This window comes from Pseudoalteromonas sp. SK18, assembly GCF_001974855.1.
Classification (GTDB): domain Bacteria; phylum Pseudomonadota; class Gammaproteobacteria; order Enterobacterales; family Alteromonadaceae; genus Pseudoalteromonas.
Genome location: NZ_MTQB01000009.1, coordinates 1 through 18,495 on the forward strand (window position 1 = coordinate 1; position 18,495 = coordinate 18,495).

At 39.0% G+C, this 18,495-nt stretch carries 16 protein-coding genes; 9 read left to right on the forward strand and 7 right to left on the reverse strand.

The annotated features are described in order from the left end of the window. Window positions 1-97: 97 nt before the first annotated feature. Entirely contained in the window at window positions 98-535 is a 438-nt protein-coding gene (locus tag BW139_RS08430; protein ID WP_083708654.1) for a PD-(D/E)XK nuclease superfamily protein, read from the forward strand. Window positions 536-818: 283 nt separating this feature from the next. Here the strand turns inward: BW139_RS08430 and BW139_RS08435 are convergent, their stop codons facing one another. Next, window positions 819-1,514: a hypothetical protein gene (locus BW139_RS08435; protein ID WP_076919356.1), complete on the reverse strand. Its 696-nt coding sequence runs from the start codon at window positions 1,512-1,514 to the stop codon at window positions 819-821. Window positions 1,515-1,525: 11 nt separating this feature from the next. Beyond that, window positions 1,526-2,974, reverse strand: a complete 1,449-nt coding sequence (locus BW139_RS08440; RefSeq protein ID WP_076919357.1) for an MvaI/BcnI family restriction endonuclease — start codon at window positions 2,972-2,974, stop codon at window positions 1,526-1,528. A gap of 357 nt (window positions 2,975-3,331) precedes the next feature. Here BW139_RS08440 and BW139_RS08445 point away from each other — a divergent pair, with 357 nt between their 5' ends. Then, window positions 3,332-4,909 (forward strand): DNA cytosine methyltransferase, encoded by a 1,578-nt coding sequence (locus tag BW139_RS08445; protein WP_076919358.1) that lies wholly within the window; start codon window positions 3,332-3,334, stop codon window positions 4,907-4,909. 11 nt (window positions 4,910-4,920) lie between these two features. On the opposite strand, the gene BW139_RS08450 is transcribed toward BW139_RS08445, so the two are convergent. The 3 genes from BW139_RS08450 to BW139_RS08460 form a co-directional block, all read right to left on the reverse strand. Next, on the reverse strand, window positions 4,921-5,325 hold the full coding sequence (locus BW139_RS08450) for a type II restriction endonuclease (RefSeq protein ID WP_076919359.1): 405 nt from the start codon (window positions 5,323-5,325) through the stop codon (window positions 4,921-4,923). A 438-nt stretch (window positions 5,326-5,763) separates the two neighbouring features. Beyond that, window positions 5,764-7,353 (reverse strand): S24 family peptidase, encoded by a 1,590-nt coding sequence (locus BW139_RS08455; protein WP_076919360.1) that lies wholly within the window; start codon window positions 7,351-7,353, stop codon window positions 5,764-5,766. Continuing rightward, entirely contained in the window at window positions 7,350-7,949 is a 600-nt protein-coding gene (locus tag BW139_RS08460; RefSeq protein WP_076919434.1) for a bifunctional 2-polyprenyl-6-hydroxyphenol methylase/3-demethylubiquinol 3-O-methyltransferase UbiG, read from the reverse strand. Before BW139_RS08460 ends, BW139_RS08455 begins: the two co-directional genes overlap by 4 nt. A 447-nt stretch (window positions 7,950-8,396) precedes the next feature. Here BW139_RS08460 and BW139_RS08465 point away from each other — a divergent pair, with 447 nt between their 5' ends. The 4 genes from BW139_RS08465 (at window position 8,397) to BW139_RS08480 (ending at window position 13,322) form a co-directional block, all read left to right on the forward strand. Beyond that, a complete protein-coding gene (locus tag BW139_RS08465; RefSeq protein ID WP_076919361.1) occupies window positions 8,397-9,179 on the forward strand; it encodes an ABC transporter substrate-binding protein in 783 nt (260 codons plus the stop codon). Window positions 9,180-9,214: 35 nt separating this feature from the next. Further along, the gene (locus tag BW139_RS08470; protein ID WP_076919362.1) at window positions 9,215-10,726 is read left to right on the forward strand and encodes an ABC transporter substrate-binding protein; all 1,512 of its coding nucleotides are present in this window, start codon (window positions 9,215-9,217) and stop codon (window positions 10,724-10,726) included. A 116-nt stretch (window positions 10,727-10,842) separates the two neighbouring features. Beyond that, the gene (locus BW139_RS08475) at window positions 10,843-11,577 is read left to right on the forward strand and encodes an ABC transporter substrate-binding protein (protein WP_076919363.1); all 735 of its coding nucleotides are present in this window, start codon (window positions 10,843-10,845) and stop codon (window positions 11,575-11,577) included. 143 nt (window positions 11,578-11,720) lie between these two features. After that, on the forward strand, window positions 11,721-13,322 hold the full coding sequence (locus BW139_RS08480) for an ABC-F family ATPase (protein WP_010389550.1): 1,602 nt from the start codon (window positions 11,721-11,723) through the stop codon (window positions 13,320-13,322). 129 nt (window positions 13,323-13,451) lie between these two features. On the opposite strand, the gene ampE is transcribed toward BW139_RS08480, so the two are convergent. After that, entirely contained in the window at window positions 13,452-14,303 is an 852-nt protein-coding gene (gene ampE, locus BW139_RS08485; RefSeq protein ID WP_076919364.1) for a beta-lactamase regulator AmpE, read from the reverse strand. 287 nt (window positions 14,304-14,590) lie between these two features. Next, window positions 14,591-15,136 carry a 1,6-anhydro-N-acetylmuramyl-L-alanine amidase AmpD gene (ampD, locus tag BW139_RS08490; RefSeq protein WP_076919365.1) on the reverse strand — a complete coding sequence of 182 codons (546 nt, stop codon included), beginning with the start codon at window positions 15,134-15,136 and terminating at the stop codon, window positions 14,591-14,593. A 260-nt stretch (window positions 15,137-15,396) separates the two neighbouring features. On the opposite strand from ampD, the gene nadC reads away from it, so the two are divergent. The 3 genes from nadC to BW139_RS08505 all read left to right on the forward strand — a co-directional run bounded on the left by nadC (window position 15,397) and on the right by BW139_RS08505 (window position 18,486). Continuing rightward, a complete protein-coding gene (nadC, locus tag BW139_RS08495; RefSeq protein ID WP_076919366.1) occupies window positions 15,397-16,242 on the forward strand; it encodes a carboxylating nicotinate-nucleotide diphosphorylase in 846 nt (281 codons plus the stop codon). A gap of 507 nt (window positions 16,243-16,749) precedes the next feature. Beyond that, window positions 16,750-17,202, forward strand: a complete 453-nt coding sequence (locus tag BW139_RS18650; RefSeq protein WP_083708655.1) for a pilin — start codon at window positions 16,750-16,752, stop codon at window positions 17,200-17,202. Between the two features lie 54 nt (window positions 17,203-17,256). Next, window positions 17,257-18,486, forward strand: coding sequence for a type II secretion system F family protein (locus tag BW139_RS08505; RefSeq protein ID WP_076919367.1), 1,230 nt, complete (start codon window positions 17,257-17,259; stop codon window positions 18,484-18,486). The last annotated feature ends 9 nt before the right edge of the window (window positions 18,487-18,495 follow it).

The window sequence follows — 18,495 nt, forward strand, 5'->3', positions numbered from 1 at the left end:
TATTCATGCTGTTGTGTGGTAACAAGCCTAATTGCACGTTCACGAAATTCTGATGTATAGCGATTTGATTTTTTCATAGTTCCAGTTTCTCAAGTTATTGAGTCTCTGGCAAACACGGGGCGATTCAAACCGTAAGTTTTGTACTGAACTAGAAGAAGATCTAACCTCTATTGGCTTTACTGAATGTAAAGACTCTCAACCTCAACAGCAGAAATATATTAAGCGTGCAGCCTATCAAGATATGTACGGCAGTACACGTCACAGTACTTTTTTGATACATCATAAAACTAAAGGCTTATTAAGAATAGAAGCTCATAGGCAAGTACAAAGCGGCTCTGTCGACCAAAAATTCCCATTCTTTTATGAGTCATTAAGTAATGCACCAGAGAAAACGGTAGTTATCGTTTTTGATGGAAAAGGCTATAAAAAAGAAGCGTTTGATTGGTTATTAACACAAACTGAAAACCGTATAGAAAAAGTATTCAAAGTATTTTCTTCAAAAGAAGACTTTCTTAATTATCTTATAAACGAGTAAATGTCGCGTTGGCGACGGCAACCAAAGAGAAGTAACCGCCGACTTCTCTTTGGAATCTCTCGGCGCCCCGAGGAGCACACTGTTTCCTCAATTTAAATTAATGATATGTACGTAACCAGCGTAGATAGGCCATTCGTGGCCAAGTTACGCTTTTTAACAGCATCCATGCTGTAAATTACTCATCATTAATTTAATTTCGGGTGTGATCACCGGGAAGATAACTCAGCATGTGTGTTTGGTGTTACTCGAAGGGTAAATTATGCAAACCCAAAATAAATTACGGCTATTGAAAAACTGAAATAACTGGTAATTTCCTTTCTCTAAGTTGCTTATTATAGATACGATTTTTCATTTCCTTTACTATATTAATATTTATAGCTGCTTGTGAACTGGGGCCATCAGTTAACCCCTTGAAAATATCAACCGTTTCGCTTAAAGGAATTAGTTGCCACATTTCTACATTTAAACAATCAGTCCAGAATTTTGTTCTATTCCTCCAATCTTCCTCATTCTCTAAAAATGGGATACCGATTCTATCCAACTCTTCATAACTAATAGACCCAACTATATGAGCACTATGGAATCTTCTCAAATTTTTAGACAAATCACTTTTATCTCGTTCTAATGAGATAAATAAAAAGTAATCAGGCTTTTGATGAGAGTGATTATAAAGAGGAGCACTATTATCAAAATCGATTCTTGGCTTATATCTTCTATCTTTGGTTTTAACGTCAATCGTCAAGCCATTTTTTAGCTTATAATCATATTTAGTATTTTCTAGTTCTGGACAATATAAAATATCATGCCTTTTCATCCAGTACTCAGCAATCAGCTCTCCTAAGCAACCAATAACATTTGCTTCACCTTTTCGATGAGACTTTTTATGTATTGGTAAATTATTAGCCCGAAACTCTGCTTCACTATATAACTCTTCCGGAATTTTAGTTATACGCGTATAAGTTGTATTTCTCTTATTCATCTTGTACCTCCTTATACAAGTGAATATGTTATTGGCTCAGGAAAAAGTAGCTCTAAATTTCTTTTATCTATTTTAAATAGCGGCCCCTTTTCTGTAACACGACCAGTTTTACCAGAACGTTTTATCAAATGATCCATTGTAATAACACCTGAACAGATCAATGGTATGAGCTGACTCAAAACAGGTGCTTTAGTATGAACTATTTTTTCTAGTTGAAAAAATTCCTCACCACCTTCTTTGAAGCTTTTAGCTTGCACCCAAAAAGTCTCTGAGTGCTTTTCAATTAGCCTTTTTTTCAATAAGTTAGCAGGCCAAACAGCGACTAATTCTTCATTTCGATACCATTCTTCAAGCTGATCCTTTTGCTTGTTGAATATAAAATGCAGTCCTTGAGTATTTTGGCGTTGAGTGCTGACTGTGCAGTACAATTTAAAATCATCTTCTCTTTCATAGCCGTACCTATCTAAAATTTTTGCACTAGAGCCTTTAGTAAAATCAAGTCCCTTGCAACCACAAGGACTTAAATTCCAGTCAGAAACTTGGGCAAACAAAGTTGTCCGGTTTTTACTTCCTCTACCAGACTTTATTTCGATACCATGGTAATCCGGATCTTTTGATGAATTTGCATTAATGCCAAGTAAAGTCTCTAATGTATAACCTATTGCTGTATCACCACTTCGCTGTGCTTTGAATGGCTTTTTAGCTAATTCTTTTATCTTATTAAGTAGCTCTGCTGAATAAGAGAACTCTTTGTTTACGTAGTTTGTTATTAATTTATAAATTTGGCTATAGGGGCTCTGTAGTTCAACCTCTAAATCAATGCGACTCAGGTTAATTAGGTGTGGTGAGCCTTGGTATATAATAATGGCAACTTGCTCACCTGCAGTAGCAAACTTTGGTAATTGCCTATACCACATCCTTGGATCACCCTGCTTAGTTTTAGGGCGGTAAAAACTTCCAACAATTTCTTTTATTTCATTCTGATTAACTAAGTAGCTAACTTCTTTTCTTATAACACCTTGCTCTTGTTGGAAATAATAATGAAATTCCTCTAACTCGAAATGATCTCTTACTGATTGAGTTGCATCCAGAATAGATTTATTCAAACCTGTTTGCGTAGGCTCAAAAAGAGAAAACTCTACACCTAACTTGGTCAAAGCAACAGTATTACTTCTTAACAATAATTTTTGGTCTAGTTGTAAATCACTGGCCCTTTCTTGATCATAAACTTCATAATCCTTATCTGACATTTCAACTTCATTGTATTCAACAAAATTTGTTGAAATACTTGGTATGGGAATACCTTCTATCTCTTGCTTTTTTAACTCTTTTGAAACATCAGGCCAAGTAGGATAACCATATTTGCGAGCAACAATATTTAGTGCTTGGGCTTGATTTAAACTGTCATTGTTTTTCTTTAAAAGTTTTGCTTCTTGTTTAAGTCGTTTTTCATTTATCATTTTCGATGGTCCAAATATTTTGGAATTCATCGCAGCTAAAATAAATTTAGGTTTAATGGGTGACGCTAAACGCTTTTCCTATAATCAGGATGGCACTTCCCGTGCCGTAAATATATGTAGTTAAAGTTATTCATTGATTTCAGTCCGAACACTGTAAATCTAGCTGCGAATTCACAACTTTATCTACAGAGAGGACACAAAGGGTCTTTACAGGAAGGAAGGCTACTCTCATAAGCCTTAAATTAACTTATTCTTTTCATACTCTTAAGTCAACATATAAAATAATAAATTCTTACCTGGACTTTTAAGAGCGATTACCGTAAAATTCGATGGTTTTCATTTATTACTTGGTGTGTTTTGAATCATATTGAATTGTTTGCAGGCTGTGGTGGCTTAACATTAGGACTAGAAAGTGTCGGTTTTAATACCGTACTTGCTAATGAACTCTCTCCAATGGCAGCAGAAACTTTTGCTTATAACTTTTTTAAAGAAGATTTAGCACAACTAGCTGAAGATAACTTAATTCCACAAAATACACTATGGTTAAACAGTAGTTATAAAGATTTAAAACCTAGATTAAGAGAAAACCCTTTTAACTTTCCTGAGTTCGACAATAAAGATGGGTTCTCTGATTTACCTAATGACTTAAAAAACATTCAAAATAAACTTATAGTTGGCAGTATTGTTGAACTTAATAAACTGTTAAAGGCAAATTCAGAGCTATGCGATGAACTACATAATTCATTTGGCAAAGGTGAGTTAGATCTAGTTTCAGGCGGACCACCATGCCAAAGTTTCAGTATGGCGGGTATGCGTAAAAAAGATTGCGATAAAAATACTTTACCATGGGAATTTGCAACTTTCGTATCTCTAGTTCGCCCTAAAATTGCAATGCTTGAAAACGTAACAGGTATCTTACGCGCTTTTAAGGACGAAGAAGGAAACCAATTTCATGCGTGGTATGAAGTTGCAAAAGTATTTGCAACTAAAGGGTACATTCCACTTTGTCTTCATATTAACGCAAGGTTCTCTGGAATAGCTCAAAACAGACCTCGCTTCATCATGATTGCAATACGTGGAGACTATTTTGAAAAGCTTAAGAGTTTAAATGAAACTGAAATAGAATTGTTCAAGCAATCTGTTAGCTTTTATAAAAAAGCTAAAAAGAACATTAATAGCGTAAAATTTGGTGATTTGCCCTATTTTGACATAACAAAAACAGAGCATTTTAAGTTATTTAAAGATAGCTTTCTTAGCTCCTTAGTCGCAGATAATGCCGCAACAGTAAAAGATGCACTTGATGATTTAAAGTTAACTAGTCCATCAAAAACATCATCATATATTAAAGAATTAAATACTCATTTTTCAGGTGTCCTAGGGGATGTTACTGAGCTAAAAAATCATGTACTAAGAGCCAATAGTGATATTGTAAAAAGACGTTTTAGAATTTACCAAATATTACAAGATATTGATAAAAAACAAGTAACAAAAGACGTATTTAATATTCTTAAAAATGGTGTAGCAACCTTAAGTAATGAGAGCACAGCTTTATTACTCAATAAAGAGTTTTTAAATCAGCAAAATAAATTGGTTAAATTTAAAAATAAGTCTGCTCTAATCCAGTACCTATTAGAGCACCCAACTAAAAAGCAAACTCAAAAAGCTTTAATTGCAGATTCTCCGGCACCTGCGGCGCTATCAATCCCAGACGACGCCTGCCATTACGATAAAAGCGAACTTCGCGTACTGACCGTAAGGGAAATGGCTCGAATACAATCATTTCCTGACCAATTTGAATTTCGCTCAAAAGTTACTACAGGTGGGCAAATGCGAAAATTTGAAGTTCCACAATATACCCAAGTGGGTAACGCAGTACCGCCGTTGTTAGGTGTAAAATTAGGAGTATGTTTAACTAATTTAATTAAGCGTATTTAACTATTATAGAGTTATATCGTACCCTGAGATAGCTGCCATTGAGTAGGCTTTAATGTTCCTTTATAGCTTTGAATAAGCTCACAATGAATATTGTTATTCATGTCATATCCAATGGCGATTACATCACCTTCTTGAGCTACTTCCATGACAGGTGAGCTTTGAAAATATAACCTATATTCTGCAGACCTATTTGGGTTTCCTTCTCGAGAATCATACCAAGTTAAATCTACTGAATATGTTTGGCTATCACCACGAATTGAAAAAGTGGCTTTCTTAGTTATTCTCGTGAGTCCAAATATATCTTTTAGTGGAGCAACTCCTTGAAATTCGTGCTGATTTGACCTTGTTATATCGGCCTCTACTGCTGTTAATGTTTTTATACAAGATTTACTAAATTTAATCGGCTTTATTGCCATTTTTTTAATCCCTTAAAGTTATAAGTTAGTTGAATTAACTTTCAGTTTTATCGCAACTTATTTGAAAATAAGAACTCTGCCTACCTTGAATTCATAACCACCAACATACTCCAACTCCCCGTGATCACACCTGAAAGTTGTCAATTGATGAGTAATCACTTGCATGGATGCAAGTTAAGCCGTGACTTCGCCATGGATGGCGAATACACGGCGCTTACGTTCACATCAATTTTTAACTTGAGGACTCAGTGTGATCCTCGGGCGCGCCTTGGGATTCCAAAGGGCGGTCGGCGGCAGCCGCCCTTTGGTTGCCATCGCCAACGTGATAAAACCTCGAATAGAGGTTATTAATCCCTTTCCCAAACCATGTAAAAATCATGGTAAAAGCGCTTTTCGCGCGAGCAAGCTCTGCGCCTACAAGCTAAAGCGCGACTACAACTACTCAGTAACCACTTGTTTAAACCGTGCGAACGTTCGCATACTTTCATCTGCAACCATTACCTCGTAATCTGAGTTTTGAGCGATTAACTCATATTGCCCATTGGGTAATTTATTAACTTTTCGCAGTAAATACTGCCCGTCTCCGCCTATATCATCCCGCTCTATCGCCACTATTTGGCCGCGTAGCGATCCGGCTTTATCGGACGTTATAAGCTCAAGTAACAATAAATCACCATCAAGTATTGGGTGTTTACCGCCATTCATTGAGTTACCCGATGCATGCGCTAAAAAATGCACTTGCGGGTCGAGCTTGCCCGCGCCAAGTGGTGCATCCATTAATTCCATATCGCTTTCATCCCCTGTTTTAAAATGCCCACAGGCTATTTTTATATTGGGGAAGTACGGCAGCTTTAATGCATTATCTATTGATTTTAAGCTAACTTCGGGCTTAGCAACTTGATTTAACTCAGGTTGGGATGCGTTTGGAAACGTAAACAACTCAGCAGTTGGTTTTGCTTGTTCGAAACTGTTTTTGCCAAGCCATAATTTAGCACTGCTTGATTCGGCAACCTGATACGCCCAGTTACTTACTGCAAGCGATTTATCTGCATCGCAGTAAAAGTAAGGTTGCAGTTTATTAGTTATTTCGGCTTTATGAATATCAAGGTTTTGTTCTAGCCAGCGGTCGCGGTGAGCAAAAGCTGCGAGGTGGTCTCGCTTATTGTTATTACAATCAGCATGCGCAGCAACAAAGTTATGTGCTAAGTCGTTTGGATAGCGCTTAAAAGGAATAAAGTGATCGATCTCTGGCGTTTTTTTAGTTTCTTTTTCGTTTTTGAGATTCATTGGCTTTTGGCAGTAAAAGCAAAGCCCGTTTTGAATATCTATCAATAGTGGAGTGACCACTTTTAACGCAGTTCTGTTACTGCCAAACAAGAACTCTTGTAGCTGGCTTTGCGATCCTAATAGTGTTTGATTCGCTTTTATAGTTTGTACTTTTTCTATCCATTCAGTAACACTAAGATGCACAACCAAATCGTAAAAACGCCTAAAACACTGAGCTATACCAGCATTTAAAACAATTCGCTTGGGCTCTCTGCCTTTACCTAAAAGTATATGGGGATATAAAAAACATTCTTCTTTACCCGAAAGTAACTGTAAGCGCCAAAGAGGGCCATCGATAAATGTTCGCCTAAGAGAACTAATTACTTGGTTATATTGTTGGTAGTTTTTGAATGCGTTGTAACTTTTCACACCTGCATTTTGTAGTTTGTAAATTTCGGTGATGAACTTTGCCTGTCCTTGGCTATTTTGCTTTAACAGCATGTCTTCAGTATTAGTAATAATATCGGTAGAGTGCGCAGCGTAAGGCATTGAGTGGTTCCAATAAAGTTGAATAAATTTATCGACTAACGTGTCGATTTTTATTTCCATTGGAGCACTCTGATCTTCATTTTGCTGTTCTACGCAAATATCAGCAATAGCATGTAATAGTGCATATTTATACGTTGCGGTGAATTCGCCCTCAACGAGCATGCGTTGAATGTACGCAATAAAGTCGAGTTGCTGCTGCATTGCACCAATCATAAAACGGGCACTGCTTTAATTAAGGCATTAAGCCACACTTCACTTTCGCGCTCTGGGCGTTGGTCAACCGTTTGCCATTGTTTTAGTATTTTAAGCTCGGTGTGATGGGTAATTAGCGCAGTTAAGCCATCTTCATTTAAATCGGTAAATTCACGGCCATTATGCACGCGTTCTTGCGTGCCGTACTTAAACGACACATACAAAACACCGTTTGGTTTTAGGGCATTTTGCAGCTTTAAAAACACCTGCGGTAACTCTACTTTTGGCACATGCAATAAACTGGCGCAGCACCAAATGCCGTCGTACATATTTGTACAATTAAGCTGCTGAAAGGCTTTTACCTCTACAGTTTGTTGTAAGTAATTACTGGCTAACTTTGCAATATTTTCGCTTGCATCAAACGCGCTAACAGTAAAACCTTGCTGTTTAAAATACATAGCATCGCGGGCACTGCCACAGCCAGCATCTAAAATATGGCCATGTTTAGGGATAAGCGGTAAAAACTCAGCGTAAAGCGCCGACATATCAACATTAAGCGTTGAGTCGCTAAAAGTTTGTGCATGTTGATTGTAGTAATTGAGTGTTTTAGTGAGCACTAAATTCACCGCTCCTTGGTTTATTTATTAATCTGGCATTCATTTATAACTAATCTACAGTATCAACATTTAAAAATATAGAGCTACGGCAATATATACGCCCTAAGTAGTATGTTTTTATTACAAAAAAGCACTGTTTAACTGCTATAAACCAATGTTATTTACACTTTTACCTATTAACTCTACATCTTTGAAAGTATTAAAGTTATATAAACGCCTCGGCGCTATTTGAATGAGTAGCAATAATTAAACACTTACCTTAATCCACACTAAAAACATGGCTGTTATTTACCCTTCAGTGTAATAGTATGAACACGTATTGCACCGTTCATTTATTGGTCAGCGAGGTGTGCTATGTTTACTCATAAGATCGCTCTTCAGCGCTTACTAGTATAAAAAATGTATTGGCTAGTGTGGCTGTGTTTAAGTACCGAGGTGTTACTTACAATGAATGTTAGGTTTAAGTGGTTTTTAGCTGTACTTTTAGCGCTTTGTTTAGGCGTGCCTAGCAGTGGTTGGGCGTCGAGCGATATTAAAAAAATTATACTGGCTACCGACACCATTGACGGGCTGGTAGAAAAAGACGGCTCTGGCCTTTACGTTGATATGCTAACTAAAATTTTTGCTGCGCAGTCGATTGAACTCAATATTATGATTGTGCCTCAGTCGCGTGCTTATTGGTGGACGGCTAACGGCAATGCCGATGCTATGTTAAGTGCAAGGCAAAATGAGGTGGAGGGGTTGTACTTTCCGGTTTGGCATTACGATATTACTTTTGTGTCGGCGATGTTTAAAAAAGGCCGATTTAAAAATTGGCAAGGTGAGTATTCGTTACAAAACCGCTCGGTAGGTACATTAAGGGGATCTAACTACAATAATTATTTGTACGTGCCGATTGATTTACAACAGGTTACTCAGCGGATTGAGGGCGTTAAAATGCTCAAGCTCGATAGGCTTGATTTCTTTTTAGATAGCCGTAAAGCGCTGCAGCAAACCTTGATTGCTAATGCCGCTGAGTTATCAACAATAAACTTTGACCCACAGCAGTACCAAATTGAAAATATAGTTCCAATAAAGCAATACATTGCCTTTACCGATAACGCTAAAGGCCGCGAGTTAGCACAAATTTTTGATGCCGGTTTTGCTAAGTTACTTGCCAGTGGTGAGCTAGAAGCGCTTTTTATTGCTTACAACTACCTGCCTTTTCCCTTTCCACAAAATATAGACTAGAGTAGTAATTACATATTGCTGTGGTTGAGTTTTTTATGAGAGTTGTATTTGCTTTAGTTATAAGCTTAATTTTTGTTTTTCAATGCGTTGCACAAAGTAACCTGCCTCTCTCTAAAATAGAAAGCCAACCCAGTACAGTGCTTCACGCAAACACCCAACTTAATGTACTTACGGTTGATTTAGGCACTATTATTAGCAAGCCACTAATACAAAGAGGCTTAGAGTTTGAACAACAAACCGGTATTAAAGTTAATGTAACCAAGGTGCCTTTTGGTCAGTTATATAACGAAATAAGTAACGATTTAAGCTCGCCAACCAGCCAGTACGATATTATTGCTTATGCATCGCAGTGGATGGTTGATTTTGCACAAAATAATTACCTAGAGCGCCTAGACACCTACGTAAGTGCCGACCCTCTAATTCAATGGAATGATGTATCGCGCTTTTTTAGAGATTTTAGCTCTAAATATAATGGTCAAATTTACTCTATCCCCCTCGATGGCGATATACACTTACTGTATTACCGCCTCGATGTGCTTAAAAAGTATGGCCTTACCCCACCCAGAACCTGGGATGATTACCTTGCTATTGCTAAGCAATTACATGGGGTTGATATGAATGGGGATGGCGAAGGTGATTTTGGCTCGTGCATTTCTAAAAAAGCCAATGAACAGTCGTATTGGTCGCTGTTGTCTATTGCGGGTAGTTTTTTGCAAAGTAAAGGCACGTCGCAGGGGATATTTTTTAACACCAAAACCATGGCGCCGTTAGTGAATAACGCGGCATTTAAAAAAGCCTTACAAATTTATAAACAAACCACCGAATTTGGCTCTGCCGATGAACTTAACTTTGACACTAACGATGTAAGGTATGCGTTTATTAATGGGCGCTGCGCTTTAGCTATTGAATGGGGCGATATTGGCACCATGACCGTATTACCCGAATCTAAAGTAAAAAACAAAACGGGGGTAAGTATATTACCGGGGTCAACCGAGGTATTAAATCGTAAAACAAACCAGCTTGAGCGATGTAAATCTACCCTTTGCCCATTTGCCATGGGCGATATTAACTATGCGCCTTATGCTGCATTTGGTGGTTGGGTAGGCTCAATAAACCGCGCCAGCACTGCTGGCAAAAAAAAGCTCGCTTATGAGTACTTGTCGTATGTTACTCAGCCTTTGCAATCTAATGAAGATGTAACCATAGGGGCCACGGGCATGAACCCGTATCGTACCTCTCAATTGGTTAATCAGCAAAGCTGGCTTAAGCAAGGCATGAGTGAAAATACCCTTCGCTTTTATTTAGGCTCTATTTCTAAAACGGTAAATAATGCCAATATTATTCTGGATTTAAGAATTTTTGAAAACAACCGTTACTTTAGAGACATACTCGACACGGAAGTAGCTAAATACCTAAGGCATAACCAAACCGTAGACCAAACGGTTGAAAACATTGAAACCGGCTGGAATAAGTTAACCGATGAAATTGGCCGTGAAAAACAATTAAAGGCTTATCGAGCGTCGTTAGGCTTAGTTGCAACCCCTTAAGCCCCCGCATTTGTTTTTACTGGGCTACCTGCACTGCGCGCTCTTTATTTATTACAAGCGGGATAAATCTGCCAGCTAGTGTATACTTAGCTGTAGTCATTCTTTAGAGTAATAAAATGCTAAGACTCGCTTTTGTTGTATTACTAATAATTGGTAGTTTTAAGGTATTTGCCTGTGCCAAAACACTTAAAGTGGGTACTAATGAACGCAACTGGCCGCCTTATGTGGTGGCAGTTAATAACAATTTAACAGGCGTTGAAATTGATGTGGTAAATACGATTTTTAACGGCTCATCGTTTTGTTTAAAGTTTATGCTGCTGCCTACCTCTGCTCGTGCTTTTGAAGAATTAAAAGAAGGCCGTATTGATATTGTTTTTGCAGCCAGCATAACCTCTGATAGACAAAGTTATGCCTATTTTAGCGATACTTATCGCGATGAAATAATGCGCCTCTATAAATATAGCGACTCTCCTGATATAAATAACCTAAGCGATATTTTTTATAGAGATTTAACGCTCGCTATTGGTCGCGGTAGTTATTATGGCGCTGCATTTGCGCAGTTTAAACAAAATCACCCTGCTCACGTTATTATGATGCCCACAGCCGATAAACGCTTTGCAATGCTTAGTAAAAACAGAGTGGATTACGCAATAGAAGACGAAGTAGCAGCACAATATTTTTTAAACCAACACCCAAGCATTGAGCTTGTTACTAGTATGGCGGCTATTAATAAGAGTTCTATTCATTTAATGTTGAGTAAAAAGTCTATTAACCAAGCCGAGTTACAAACTATAAATGAGTTAATTAAGCAAAATAAAAGCAACATACACGCTATTTATCAGCTGTTATAGCTTTTAAGCTTTATTCTTTTACCTTTCATCTTTGGGCGTGGATCTGTATAATTCGCGGCCTATTATTTACTCTATCGCTTGTTTATTTATGCGGCACCTTGCTGCAGCTTAACCCTGCCATTAATTTTCTAGGATTACTTTTTTTGATCTCCACCGCAAATATTACGATGCAGTTTGGCGCAGAGCCGTTGTTTGAAAACATTTCAGCTAAATTTGGTAACGGTAACCGTTACGGTTTAATTGGCGCTAACGGCTGCGGCAAGTCGACATTTATGAAAATTTTAAGCGGTGCGCTTACGCCTAGTGCAGGTAATGTGTCTATTACGCCGGGGCTAAAATTAGGTAACCTAAGCCAAGATCAGTTTGCGTTTGAACAATACAGCGTAGTTGACGCAGTAATTATGGGCGACGTTGAGCTTTGGAAAGTAAAACAAGAGCGCGACCGTATTTATTCATTGCCTGAAATGAGCGAAGAAGACGGCATGAAAGTGGCCGAACTAGAAAGCGTATTTGCTGAAATGGACGGTTACACCGCAGAAAGCCGCGCAGAAGAAATACTACTTGATGCGGGTATCGATAAAGAATTTCATTATGGTTTAATGGCAAACGTAGCCCCTGGTTGGAAATTGCGTGTGCTTTTAGCACAGGCGCTATTTGCTAATCCTGACATTTTGCTACTTGATGAGCCAACTAATAACTTGGATATTCATACTATTACGTGGCTTGCGAATGAGCTTAACCAACGTAAATGTACCATGATTATTATTTCCCATGACCGTCACTTTTTAAACTCGGTATGTACACACATGGCCGATATTGATTACGGCGAGCTGCGTATTTACCCAGGTAACTACGAAAAGTACCTTGAAGCCTCAGGCTTACAACGCGAACAGTTATTAGCTGAAAACGCGAAAAAAAGCGCTGAAATAGACGAGCTGCAAGACTTTGTTAACCGTTTTGGTGCTAATGCCTCTAAAGCAAAACAAGCCAGCTCGCGTGCTAAAAAAATGGATAAAATTAAGCTTGATGAAGTTAAAGCATCAAGCCGTATGAGCCCGTCACTGAGCTTTGACGAAGGCAAAAAAATGTATCGCCAAGCGCTTGAGCTAACCAAGCTTGGCCATGGGTTTGACGGTGAAACGTTATTTACCGGCGGCGACTTATTGCTAGAAGCGGGTGCAAAGCTTGCGGTAATTGGTGAAAACGGTGTGGGTAAAACCACCTTTTTACGTTGTTTAGTTAACGAGCTTGAAAGTTTACACGGTGAAGTTAAATGGTCAGAAAACGCGACCTTTGGTTACTGCCCACAAGACAGCAGCAAAGACTTTGATAACGACTTAACTTTATTTGATTGGATGTCGCAGTGGCGAACAGCTAAACACAACGATTTAATGGTTCGTGGCATGTTAGGGCGTTTATTATTTACCGCAGACGATTCAAATAAAAAAGCGCGTAACTGTTCAGGTGGTGAGAAAAACCGTTTGTTATTCGGTAAGTTAATGATGCAAGACGTTAACGTACTAATAATGGATGAACCAACAAACCACATGGATATGGAAGCCATTGAAGCGCTTAACAATGCCCTAAAAGACTTTAAAGGCACACTTATTTTTGTAAGCCATGACCGTGAGTTTGTATCGTCACTAGCAACGCGTATTGTTGATATTAAAGACAAGCAAGTGATTGACTTCCAAGGTACGTTTGACGAATACCTAGCAAGCTGCGAAGAAAATAAAGTAGCTTAAGAGCTAGGTTAAAGGTTAAAGGTTTTAAGCCCGTCCCCCGTTCCCCGCTGCTCGCAGCCCGCCAGCACCAAGCTAAACACGATGCTTGGCTTAATTTCTACCTAACACCTATTACCTAACCCCTAGTCTTTAACTTAAACCGCCAAATAAAGTCATTAAGGCAATTAACACTAAGTAAAAAAGTACATTGCGCTTAACCAGTTTGATCATACAGGTAGCTTCAAAGGTGCAGCCGTAGTAGCGCTCTTCAACTTGCTCGGCGGCCAATGCAGTATAAGTAACCACCTTACGGTTAGGGCTTGAAAAATCAAACACGTAGCGCAGCCAACAACTCGTGCCTTTGTTAAAGTTGCCAATCACTAAATAACCAAAACTAGTAATACGCGCTGGTAGCCAGTCTAACCAAAACAACAAACGGTGAATGAGCTTAAAGTGTTTGGCAATCACTTCATCGCGGTTATCACTGACTAAGTCTGCAAAGGTACGTACTAATGCATAAAAAACAGCACCAGCAACCCCCAATACCACAAACCAAAATATAACCGCGCAATAAAACCGGAAATTAACCCAAGCTAATGTTTGCCCAACGGTTTCTCCGCCCTGCTGATCTTCTGTGCGCTTTTGTCCCAATTGCAAAGCATATAAAGTAGCTGCGGTTTGATCACCGCGAGTCAGTGCATTTAAATACGACTTATACAAAGCACGCTGTTTAGCACAGCCAAAGCACACTAATAACACCGCTACATTAAAAACAAGCTGCCACAATGCAAAGTCAGATAAAAAATACACACACCCAACAGCAATCACTGGCAGTAATAACCAAATCAAAAACCCGGTAGCCGCGCCAAATAAACCTTTATTCGTTAATAAATTAACACTGCGATTTAAGTAGCCATTGGCATAATGACTTATTTGCCAATGCGCAGAGCGAGCACCTAAACGCTCAAGTATCAGTGCTATTATTATTGAAACCAAAATCATGTTGTTACTCGCTTAATTTAGGGTCTGTTGACCTTTGCGGATTATAATTTGTTCAAACTAGGGGCGATTTAATCGCGGCGCGAGGTTTGTAACCTATTGGGCTAAGTCAAAACCGAGCAACAAAGAGTAAATCGTCCCTAGGCAGAACCCGAAGGGCAGCGCCTGTTTGGCATTGATGCTACGTTATCGCCTATTTATGGGGAATAACCACACCACATAGGCGCTGCCTTGCCTAAATACCAAACAGACTGCTGCAAATTTAACCTTGAAAGGTCAACAGACCCTAGTTATTTAATTAGGTTAAAAAACTTACGCCAGTTAAAACTTGCTCCAGGGTCGGTTTTTCGCCCAGGGGCAATATCGCAGTGCCCTGCTACATTACTGGCTGTTATTTTTGGGTAGCGCTGCATAATAGCCTGCGCCAATGCGGCTAAACTTTGATATTGCGCATCGGTATAGTTAGTTGTATCTGTGCCTTCAAGCTCTATACCTATACTAAAATCATTACAATTTTGTTGCCCAGCAAAGCAGGAGCGCCCCGCATGCCATGCACGCTTTTCAAAAGGTACATACTGTATAATTTCGCCGCAGCGCTTAATAAAACAATGCGCTGACACTCTAAGCCCTGCTAAATCACTAAAGCTAGGGTGCGCATTGCAATCAATATTCCCCATAAATAAGTCATCAACGTACGGAGTGTTAAATTGCCCTGCGGGTAATGAAATATTATGAATAACCAACAGCGAAATATCGCAGTGAGCAGGTCGCTCGTCAAAGTGGCTACACGCCCGCTGGCTAATATTATTTATAACGCCTAAAGAATCTATTTTCATACTATTTATTTAAAACTTATGTAGCCCGCTGCCCATAGCCCGTTTCCCGTAGTTCACAGCGCTCAGGTTAATCAACCAAAATTGATGTATATCAAGATGCTAATAGATTTAATCCCATAAAGATAGCGTAATACTAAACGATAAAATATTATTAACGCGTTATTTGAGCGCTGGCTTTTTAGTTTAGTTGTTAGCGGCTTCTATTTAGTAATTAAACAGAGTAAAATTTAGTTAATTAATTATCTACTATGAGCTTTTTCATGTCTATTTCGCATACCCTAATTAGCCAACTTGTTACCTTAGCGCTAGATGAAGACCTAAATTATCAAAGCGCAGAGCAAGGCGATATTACCGCACAGCTTATTCCGCAAGCAGAGCAAGCCAATGCGAAAGTGATCACTCGTGAAGACTGCATTTTTTGTGGCAAAGACCTTATTATTGAGGTGTTCAAACAAGTCGACCCAAGTGTGGTTGTAAACATATGCGTGAACGATGGCGACTTTGTTAGTGCCAATAGCACCCTGTTTAGTGCATCCGGTTCTGCTCGCGCTATTTTAACTGCAGAGCGTACTGCACTTAATTTTGTTCAAACGCTTTCTGGTACAGCCACCACCACAGCGCACTATGTAAAAGAGCTAAGCGGTACTAATACACAACTACTCGATACCCGTAAAACCATTCCAGGGCTAAGAGCATTGCAAAAATACGCAGTTAAGTGTGGTGGCGGTGCAAACCACCGAATTGGTTTGTTTGATGCGTTTTTAATTAAAGAAAACCATATAGCAGCCTGCGGAGGAATTAATAACGCAGTAGCTCAAGCTAAGCTAAATCATGCCGATAAACCTATAGAGGTTGAAGTTGAATCCTTTGCTGAGTTAGAGCAAGCCATTAACGCAGGCGCCGATATTATAATGTTAGATAATTTTAACCCAGAGCAAATACGCCAAGCGGTTAGCATTACAAATAAGCGCGCTAAATTAGAAGTATCAGGCAATATGACCTTAGAAACGCTAAAAGCATACTCGCAAGCTGGGGTTGACTTTATTTCAAGCGGCGCGCTTACAAAAAATTTACAATCAATCGATTTATCGATGCGATTTGAGTAAATAATGTAAAATTTATTTATATATTCCCGCGCTAATTGATTGACAGCCTTTAAAAAAGGGCATTAAATAATTCAAAAGGATTATTTATAACAAGTTATTAAATTAATGCGTTTTTTATAAAGCTTTACATACAAAAGCGCAATAAACAGTGTTAGACTCATACCGAGTAACTAGTTTTTAGCATTAAATTAGTTTAAAAGAATGAGAAAATACAAAAGCGTACAAACTTGAGATAAATGACAATGTTTATTTCATTATTAACTTGTAACTTTCGGGGATTATAACTAACTTTTAATAGTTAGGCTTATACTCAAATAAGGGACGAGTAACGAATAACCGTCATACAGTGCGTGTCTTTGTGGCAAATATTTTTCCGCCCAAGCGCAGCACTAAATTTGGCAAAATGATTTTATTTTTGTAGTAACAGGTTAAGTAAACACATAAGTTACAGTTTAAAAACTTATACCCGTTTGGCTTACCACAACATTATCCTTTAGGAGAGGAAACATGCAAACAATGACACAACAGAACCAAAAGGGTTTCACCCTAATTGAATTAATGATTGTAGTAGCAATCATCGGTATTTTAGCAGCAGTGGCATTGCCTGCTTATCAGGAGTACACTCAAAAAGCACAAGTATCTGGCTCAATTGCAGAAATATCTGGCGCAAGAACTGCCTACGATGTGGCATATTCTGAAAATCGACCAGCTACTTTCTACACTGTTGACAATTTAGGCCTTGCTGCCAGTACTGAACGCTGTAGTGCATTTACAGTTAATGCCCCTGCACTTACAGGCGCCACAGCTGGTGCGCAAGCAACAGCTATCCAATGTACCATGAAAGGTTCTGGTGCAGTCCAATCTGGAACTGTTACTTTAAGTAGAACTGCTGATGGTGTTTGGAGTTGTGCCGCATCTGTAGAAGCAAAGCTAGCGCCATCTACTTGCCCTGGCGTTTAGTTCAAAAAAGAGGGCTTATGCCCTCTTTTTAAAATCTCAACCACTGGATTAGTGATGGAAAAAAAGCAACAAGATAAAAGCCTAAACACTTTTCAGTGGGTTGGTGTGAGTGCTCGTGGTAAGAAGCTTGAAGGTGAATTATCAGGTACCAGCATTGCCTTAGTTAAAGCCCAGTTGCGTAAACAAGGCATTACCCCTTCAAAAGTAAAACGTAAAGCAAAGCCACTATTTGGCATACAAAGTGTACAAAAGATCACTCCTAAAGATATCGCCTTGGTCACTCGGCAAATTGCTACCATGCTAATGGCGGGTGTGCCGCTGATACAATCTATAGAAATGATCGGTTCGGGCTCTACCAATAAAAGCGTGAGTAAGCTAATGGAAACCATTGGCGATGAAGTAAGAGCTGGCCAGCCATTATCAACAGCGCTGAGAAAGCATCCCCGCTATTTTGATGATTTATATTGCGACTTAGTTGCCTCTGGTGAGCAATCTGGCGCACTGGATAAAATATTTGACCGCGTTGCGCTTTATAAAGAAAAATCAGAAGCACTAAAATCAAAAATTAAAAAAGCCATGTTTTACCCGATTGCTGTATTGGTGGTGGCGCTGATTGTAACCTCCATATTATTGATATTTGTGGTACCGCAATTTCAAGATATTTTTAATGGCTTTGGCGCAGAGCTGCCCGCCTTTACCTTATTTGTAATCGCCATTTCTGAATTTATGCAAGAGTACTGGTGGATGGCGCTAATAACTGTTGTTGCTTTTGGTTATATATTTAAAGAAGCCCATTTAAGGAGTTTGCCGCTCAGGGATGCCACCGACCGCGCCATACTTAAACTGCCCATTATAGGCATGATACTTAATAAAGCAGCGGTAGCACGTTATGCACGTACCCTATCGACCACCTTTGCAGCCGGTGTACCACTAGTAGATGCGCTTGATTCTGCAGCAGGTGCCTCCGGTAATGCGGTTTACCGTTATGCTATTTTAGAAATTAAAGCCGAGGTGAGTTCAGGTAACCAAATGAACTGGGCAATGCGCAACTCTAAAATATTCCCTGATATGGTGGTACAAATGGTCGCCATTGGTGAAGAGTCAGGATCGCTTGATGGCATGCTCGCCAAAGTTGCCACAATTTATGAGCAAGAAGTGGATGACGCCGTAGATGGCTTATCTAGCCTATTAGAGCCATTAATAATGGCGGTACTCGGCGTACTAGTCGGTGGCTTAATTGTGGCCATGTACTTACCTATATTCCAACTAGGTTCTGTTATTTAATCCCGCGTC

Coding starts and splice junctions, on each gene's coding strand:
- ampE (WP_076919364.1), bottom strand. CDS start 14,303: ATGATTTTGGTTTCAATAATAATAGCACTGATACTTGAGCGTTTAGGT.
- BW139_RS08505 (WP_076919367.1), top strand. CDS start 17,257: ATGGAAAAAAAGCAACAAGATAAAAGCCTAAACACTTTTCAGTGGGTT.
- BW139_RS08435 (WP_076919356.1), bottom strand. CDS start 1,514: ATGAATAAGAGAAATACAACTTATACGCGTATAACTAAAATTCCGGAA.
- ampD (WP_076919365.1), bottom strand. CDS start 15,136: ATGAAAATAGATTCTTTAGGCGTTATAAATAATATTAGCCAGCGGGCG.
- BW139_RS08440 (WP_076919357.1), bottom strand. CDS start 2,974: ATGATAAATGAAAAACGACTTAAACAAGAAGCAAAACTTTTAAAGAAA.
- BW139_RS08450 (WP_076919359.1), bottom strand. CDS start 5,325: ATGGCAATAAAGCCGATTAAATTTAGTAAATCTTGTATAAAAACATTA.
- BW139_RS08470 (WP_076919362.1), top strand. CDS start 9,215: ATGAGAGTTGTATTTGCTTTAGTTATAAGCTTAATTTTTGTTTTTCAA.
- BW139_RS08475 (WP_076919363.1), top strand. CDS start 10,843: ATGCTAAGACTCGCTTTTGTTGTATTACTAATAATTGGTAGTTTTAAG.
- nadC (WP_076919366.1), top strand. CDS start 15,397: ATGTCTATTTCGCATACCCTAATTAGCCAACTTGTTACCTTAGCGCTA.
- BW139_RS18650 (WP_083708655.1), top strand. CDS start 16,750: ATGCAAACAATGACACAACAGAACCAAAAGGGTTTCACCCTAATTGAA.
- BW139_RS08465 (WP_076919361.1), top strand. CDS start 8,397: ATGAATGTTAGGTTTAAGTGGTTTTTAGCTGTACTTTTAGCGCTTTGT.
- BW139_RS08455 (WP_076919360.1), bottom strand. CDS start 7,353: ATGATTGGTGCAATGCAGCAGCAACTCGACTTTATTGCGTACATTCAA.